Source organism: Streptomyces sp. RP5T (genome assembly GCF_003933965.1).
GTDB lineage: Bacteria > Actinomycetota > Actinomycetes > Streptomycetales > Streptomycetaceae > Streptomyces.
In genome coordinates this window covers 1-4,986 of record NZ_RSAJ01000596.1, presented here as the reverse complement: position 1 = coordinate 4,986, position 4,986 = coordinate 1, and the positions used below count along the sequence as shown (strand labels likewise).

Below are 4,986 nucleotides of genomic sequence, written 5' to 3'. Positions count from 1 at the left end.
GGCTTCCTCCGCGCCGCCACCCTCCGTGCCGTCCTCGCCCCGGAGTCCCCCCTCGCCGGCACCGCCCAACAGTCCCGCCCGGTCCAGCTGATCGAAGGCCGTCCGTGACGCCCGGTGCCAGCGGATGTCGTCGTCCTCCCGCTCCGGCGCGGGATCCGTGCGCACCCACGGGGTGCCGTCCCCGGTCAGGAAGAGCTGGTCCTGCCGCTCCACGGCCACGTCGCCCCCGGGCGCCGAGTCCGTCTGCGGCCAGCCGCCGACACCCGTCAGCCCCCACGTCACGGTCATCCGCACCGGCGGATAGCGGCCCTCCTCCCAGGTGTCCGACACCCGCTCCGTGCCCGTGTACGTAGGTCGAAGCAGCTGCCACAGGCGAGTGAAGTACGGCTCGTCGGACCGCACGGCCTCCGCCCGGCCGGTGCCACCCGTGACGACCATCGCCAGGTCGGGTCCGTCGGTACCTGCTTCCCGCGCCGTCCGTGTCGCCGCGTCTGCCGCCGGCGCCCCGGCCACCATCACGATCACGGCCACCGGCGCCAGCGCCGATAACGCCCCGCGCGGTCCGCGCCTTGCTGCTGTGCGTCTGCTCCGCACTGTCATCTCCCCCTCGATCGACAAAGCCTCGCTATCTCCAGCTCGCGAGGACCTCCCTTCGTCACACATCGCACTCCCGCCGCGATCCCGGCTCCGTCCCCGAGCCGCTTGTCACTTCTGGTACACCGCCCGGCCCGCCGGGGTTCCCACCCCACGCGCACTATTTCGGGGAACTCCCGGCAGGCCCCTTCGTCGGCCCGCCCAGCGACTTCGCGATCCTCAGCGCCCGCTCCTTCGATGCCACGCCCTCCAGCCGAAGCGTCACGCTCGCCCCGCCGCCGCGATGGATCCACAGCAGCGTCGGCCCGGCGGTCCGCTCCGTGCGGGTGAAGCGGTCACCCTCGTCGTCGACCAGCCACAGACCGAGCACATGCGGGCGCGGGAACCACAGCGCGTAGTCCCGCACCCCGTCGGCCGCGACCCCGCCCAGCGCGATCCACTCCGGCGGTTCGCGCAGGCTCTTGGTGAAAGCGGGGTCGAGGCGCTGCGGGAACTCGTCCAGCCGGACCGTCCGCCCGCCCTCACGCCAGCACAGGCTCACCAGGAACCGCCCCCGCGGCTCGGCCGACACCGTCACCGTGCCCGGAGGGCCGAGCGCCTGCGGCACCAGCGGCTCGAACCCGGCCCGCCGCTCGGCCTGCGCGAGCGACACCGAGCGCCCGCAGCCGGGCACCTCGGCCCCCGGCGAGGGCACCGCCGACGGGTCGTACCGCACCTCGACCCCGCCGAAGTCGAACCAGTCCAGGACCGCCGCCCGTACCGGAGCCGTGAGCGCGAGGACGGTCAGCAGCCCGCACAGTGTCGCGGTCAGCGAACGCCACCGCACCCGTGTCCACCGCCCGACCGCCCGCAACCGGTCTCCCGGACCCGGCGCCCGGTCCACCGGCACCGGCAGCCGCTCGTCGAGTATCTGCTGCAGCACCCGCTCCACCATCGACTCGGATCCGCCCGCGCCCGGCGCGTCCAGCGAGCGCCCGAGTGCCCGCAGCTCCTCGGGCAGCCGGGACGCCCGCTCCCGCCCGCCGTCGCCGGTGCCCTCACCGCCGTAGGACTCACTCACGCTCATCACCCCCTTCCCGGGGCTCGAAGTCGGGCAGCAGCTTGCCGAGCCTGCGCAGGGCGCGGTTCAGCCGGGACTTCACCGTCCCGCGGGGCCAGCCCAGGGCCTGGGCCGTCTCCGACTCGTCCATCTCCAGCAGATAGCGGTAGGTGACGACCAGACGGTGCTCCTCGCTCAGCCTCTCCAGCGCGGCCCCCAGCGCGGCGCGGCGCTCTATCTCCACGGCCGCCATGGCCGGGTCCGCCGATTCCGGTATCAGCGGCTCGGCCTCCGCGAAGGCCGCCTCCCGGCCCGCGAGCGTGCGCTGACGGGCCGCCGTCCGCACTGTGTTCCTCGTCTCATTGGCCACGATCGACATGAACCACGGCTTGAACGCCGAGCCCTCCTTGAAGCGGCCCAGCGAGCAGTACGCCTTGACGAAGGCCTGCTGCACCACGTCCTCCGCGTCCGCACCCGCCCCGAGCGCCGCGGCCGCTCGCATGGCCAGGCCTGTATGGGCCCGCACCAGCTCCGCGTACGCCTCCTGGTCTCCGGCGCGTACGCGTGCGATCACCGCGGCCTCATCGACGATGCGGCCCCCCTCCCGCGTCCTCACACGATGGGTACACCGCCCGGACCGAATCGGTTCCCACCCGTGGCCCATCTGTTTCGGACTGGTTCCGGATCGGCCCCCGACACCTGAGAGAATGGTGAGCATGGCCTCTGACCGACCCCGCGTGCTCTCCGGAATCCAGCCCACCGCAGGCTCGTTCCACCTCGGCAACTACCTCGGCGCCGTCCGCCAGTGGGTGGCCCTGCAGGAGTCCCACGACGCGTTCTACATGGTCGTCGACCTGCACGCGATCACGGTTCCGCAGGACCCGAAGGAGCTCACGGCCAACACCCGCCTGGCCGCCGCCCAGCTCCTCGCCGCGGGCCTCGACCCCGAGCGCTGCACGCTCTTCGTCCAGAGCCACGTCCCCGAGCACGCCCAGCTCGCCTGGGTCATGAACTGCCTCACCGGTTTCGGCGAGGCCAGCCGCATGACCCAGTTCAAGGACAAGTCCGCCCGGCAGGGCGCCGACAGCGCGAGCGTCGGCCTGTTCACGTACCCGATCCTCCAGGTCGCGGACATCCTGCTCTACCAGGCCAACGAGGTCCCGGTGGGCGAGGACCAGCGCCAGCACGTCGAGCTGACCCGCGACCTCGCCACCCGCTTCAACGGCCGCTTCGGCGAGACCTTCACCATCCCCAAGCCGTACATCCTCAAGGAGACGGCGAAGATCTACGACCTCCAGGACCCGTCGATCAAGATGAGCAAGTCGGCGTCCACGCCGAAGGGCCTCATCAACCTCCTCGACGAGCCGAAGGCCACCGCGAAGAAGGTCAAGAGCGCGGTCACGGACACCGACACCGTCATCCGCTACGACACCGAGAACAAGCCGGGCGTCAGCAACCTGCTCACCATCTACTCGACCCTGACCGGCACCGGCATCGCCGAGCTGGAGCAGCAGTACGAGGGCAAGCTCTACGGCGCGCTCAAGACGGACCTCGCCGAGGTCGTCGTCGAGTTCGTCACGCCCTTCCGGGAGAGGACCCAGCAGTACCTGGACGACCCGGAGACGCTGGACTCGATCCTGGCCAAGGGCGCGGAGAAGGCCCGCGCGGTCGCCGCGGAGACGCTCTCCCAGACGTACGAGAAGGTCGGCTTCCTGCCCGCCAAGCACTGATCGCCGTCCCGGCCCTCCGGCCTCGGCCGACGGGCTCCGGGCGTACCACCGCACACCAGCACCACCGGGCAGAGCGCTGCACATCACTATGCCTGCGCCTGCCCACAGCACAGCCGTGGCCGTACAGTCGATAGCCGGACGGCCGGTAACGAATCCGACAGGACGACAGGGACGAACAGGAGACGACGTGGGGACCGTAACGATCGGTGTGTCGATCGCGGTCCCGGAGCCTCACGGCAGCCTGCTCCAGGAGCGGCGCGCGGGCTTCGGCGACGCCGCGGCTCACGGCATCCCCACCCATGTCACCCTGCTGCCGCCCACAGAGGTCGCGGACACCGCGCTGAACGCCATCGAGGCGCACCTCACCGAGGTCGCCGCGGCGGGCCGGCCGTTCCCGATGAAGCTGGCCGGCACCGGCACCTTCCGGCCGCTGTCACCCGTCGTGTTCGTCCAGGTCGCCCAGGGCGCCGAAGCCTGCACCTGGCTCCAGAAGCAGGTACGTGACGCCTCCGGCCCGGTCGCGCGGGAACTCCAGTTCCCGTACCACCCGCACGTCACGGTGGCCCACGGCATCGAGGAGGCGGCCATGGACCGCGCCTTCGAGGAGCTCGCCGACTTCGAGGCCGAGTGGCCGTGCACCGGCTTCGCGCTCTATGAACAGGGCGCCGACGGGGTGTGGCGCAAGCTGCGTGAGTTCACCTTCGGAGGCTCGGTCGTGCCGCCTCAGGCGGGCCATGTGGAGCGCGGCTCCCTGCCCACGAGCCAGCTGTAACTCCTGGTACAGCCGTTGTAACCGCAGTTACAGCGGTCCTGCCTCCGATCACAGCGGTCCTGCCTACGATCACAGCGGCAGCCGCCGGAACACCGCCCGCGGGACGTGCCGCAGCACCGACATCACCACCCGCAGCGCTCCCGGCACCCACACCGTCTCCGAGCGGCGCCGCAGACCCAGTTCGATCGCCGTCGCGACGGCCTCCGGAGTGGTCGCAAGGAGTGCTTCCTCCAGACCGGCAGCCACCCTCGACCGCACGAACCCCGGCCGGACGACCATCACGTGCACGCCCGTGCCGTGCAGGGCATCCCCGAGCCCCTGGGTGAAGACGTCGAGCCCGGCCTTGCTGGAGCCGTAGATGAAGTCGGCGCGGCGGGCGCGCTCACCGGCGACCGAGGAGAGCACGACGAGCGAGCCGTGCCCCTGGGCCTGCAACGCGCGCGCGGACACCAGGCCCGCCGAGACGGCACCCGTGTAGTTGGTCTGCGCCACCCGTACCGCGGCGACCGGCTCGCGCTCGTCGTGGGCCTGGTCGCCGAGGATCCCGAAGGCGAGCAGCACCATGTCGACGTCGCCCTCGGCGAACACCTTGCCGAGCACCGCCTCGTGCGACTCGGGGTCCAGCGCGTCGAAGGCGACGGTGTGGACATCGGCTCCCAGGGTGCGCAGTTCCGCGGCGGCCGACTCCAGGCCGGGGGAGGGGCGCCCCGCCAGCCACACCGTGCGGGTGCGCCGGACGACGAGACGGCGGACGGTGGCCAGCGCGATCCCGGACGTGCCGCCGAGGACGAGCAGGGACTGGGGGATGCCGAAGGCGTCCTTCACGAGCAGCTCCTTGGGAGGGCCTGGGT

The 4,986-nt window shown here is 71.8% G+C and carries 6 protein-coding genes; 2 read left to right on the top strand and 4 right to left on the bottom strand.

The genetic code is table 11. From position 1 onward, the window contains the following. The 3 genes from EHS43_RS37195 to EHS43_RS37185 form a co-directional block, all read right to left on the bottom strand. A partial coding sequence (locus EHS43_RS37195; RefSeq protein ID WP_185806575.1) for a hypothetical protein occupies nt 1-516 on the bottom strand: 516 nt, incomplete at its 3' end. Nucleotides 517-754: 238 nt separating this feature from the next. Beyond that, complete coding sequence (locus tag EHS43_RS37190; RefSeq protein WP_260470894.1) at nt 755-1,660, bottom strand: hypothetical protein; 906 nt, start codon at nt 1,658-1,660, stop codon at nt 755-757. Further along, nucleotides 1,647-2,207, bottom strand: a complete 561-nt coding sequence (locus EHS43_RS37185; RefSeq protein WP_260470893.1) for an RNA polymerase sigma factor — start codon at nt 2,205-2,207, stop codon at nt 1,647-1,649. The genes EHS43_RS37190 and EHS43_RS37185 overlap by 14 nt, the downstream gene beginning before the upstream one ends. 142 nt (nt 2,208-2,349) lie before the next feature. Here EHS43_RS37185 and trpS point away from each other — a divergent pair, with 142 nt between their 5' ends. Further along, nucleotides 2,350-3,363, top strand: coding sequence for a tryptophan--tRNA ligase (trpS, locus tag EHS43_RS37180; RefSeq protein ID WP_125195034.1), 1,014 nt, complete (start codon nt 2,350-2,352; stop codon nt 3,361-3,363). A gap of 187 nt (nt 3,364-3,550) precedes the next feature. Continuing rightward, complete coding sequence (locus EHS43_RS37175; protein ID WP_125195033.1) at nt 3,551-4,135, top strand: 2'-5' RNA ligase family protein; 585 nt, start codon at nt 3,551-3,553, stop codon at nt 4,133-4,135. A 69-nt stretch (nt 4,136-4,204) separates the two neighbouring features. Here EHS43_RS37175 and EHS43_RS37170 read toward each other — a convergent pair whose 3' ends face one another. Next, a complete protein-coding gene (locus EHS43_RS37170; protein ID WP_125195032.1) occupies nt 4,205-4,960 on the bottom strand; it encodes a decaprenylphospho-beta-D-erythro-pentofuranosid-2-ulose 2-reductase in 756 nt (251 codons plus the stop codon). Between the last annotated feature and the right edge of the window lie 26 nt (nt 4,961-4,986).

Excerpts from the sequence above, each read along its gene's own strand:
- trpS (WP_125195034.1), top strand. The coding sequence starts at position 2,350 with ATGGCCTCTGACCGACCCCGCGTGCTCTCCGGAATCCAGCCCACCGCA.
- EHS43_RS37190 (WP_260470894.1), bottom strand. The coding sequence starts at position 1,660 with ATGAGCGTGAGTGAGTCCTACGGCGGTGAGGGCACCGGCGACGGCGGG.